Origin of the sequence: Limosilactobacillus mucosae (genome assembly GCF_046939755.1) — a bacterium.
Lineage (GTDB): Bacteria > Bacillota > Bacilli > Lactobacillales > Lactobacillaceae > Limosilactobacillus > Limosilactobacillus mucosae_A.
This window is the reverse complement of record NZ_JBKZAY010000135.1, coordinates 1-206: the sequence shown is the minus strand read 5'-3', so window position 1 is coordinate 206 and position 206 is coordinate 1. Positions and strand designations below refer to the sequence as shown.

Genomic DNA, 206 nt, shown 5'->3' with positions numbered 1-206 from the left:
CCCTAGATACTTATTCAATTGTTCTTGAGTGTAGTAACGCCGATTGGCAGCATTTCGATAAGCCTTGATGCGCCCCTCTCGATCCCAACGCTGCATTGTTGAAACTGAAACACCAAGCAGTTCAGCAGCTTGGCTAACCTTATAGATTTTGTTCAAAATAGATTCACCTCACTTTAGTAGGTTGAATCTATTATAACACATTTAAA

The 206-nt window shown here is 39.8% G+C and carries 1 protein-coding gene; it reads right to left on the bottom strand.

From position 1 onward, the window contains the following. A partial coding sequence (locus tag ACLUWI_RS10545) for a MerR family transcriptional regulator (protein ID WP_412147265.1) occupies positions 1-147 on the bottom strand: 147 nt, incomplete at its 3' end. Positions 148-206 lie beyond the last annotated feature (59 nt).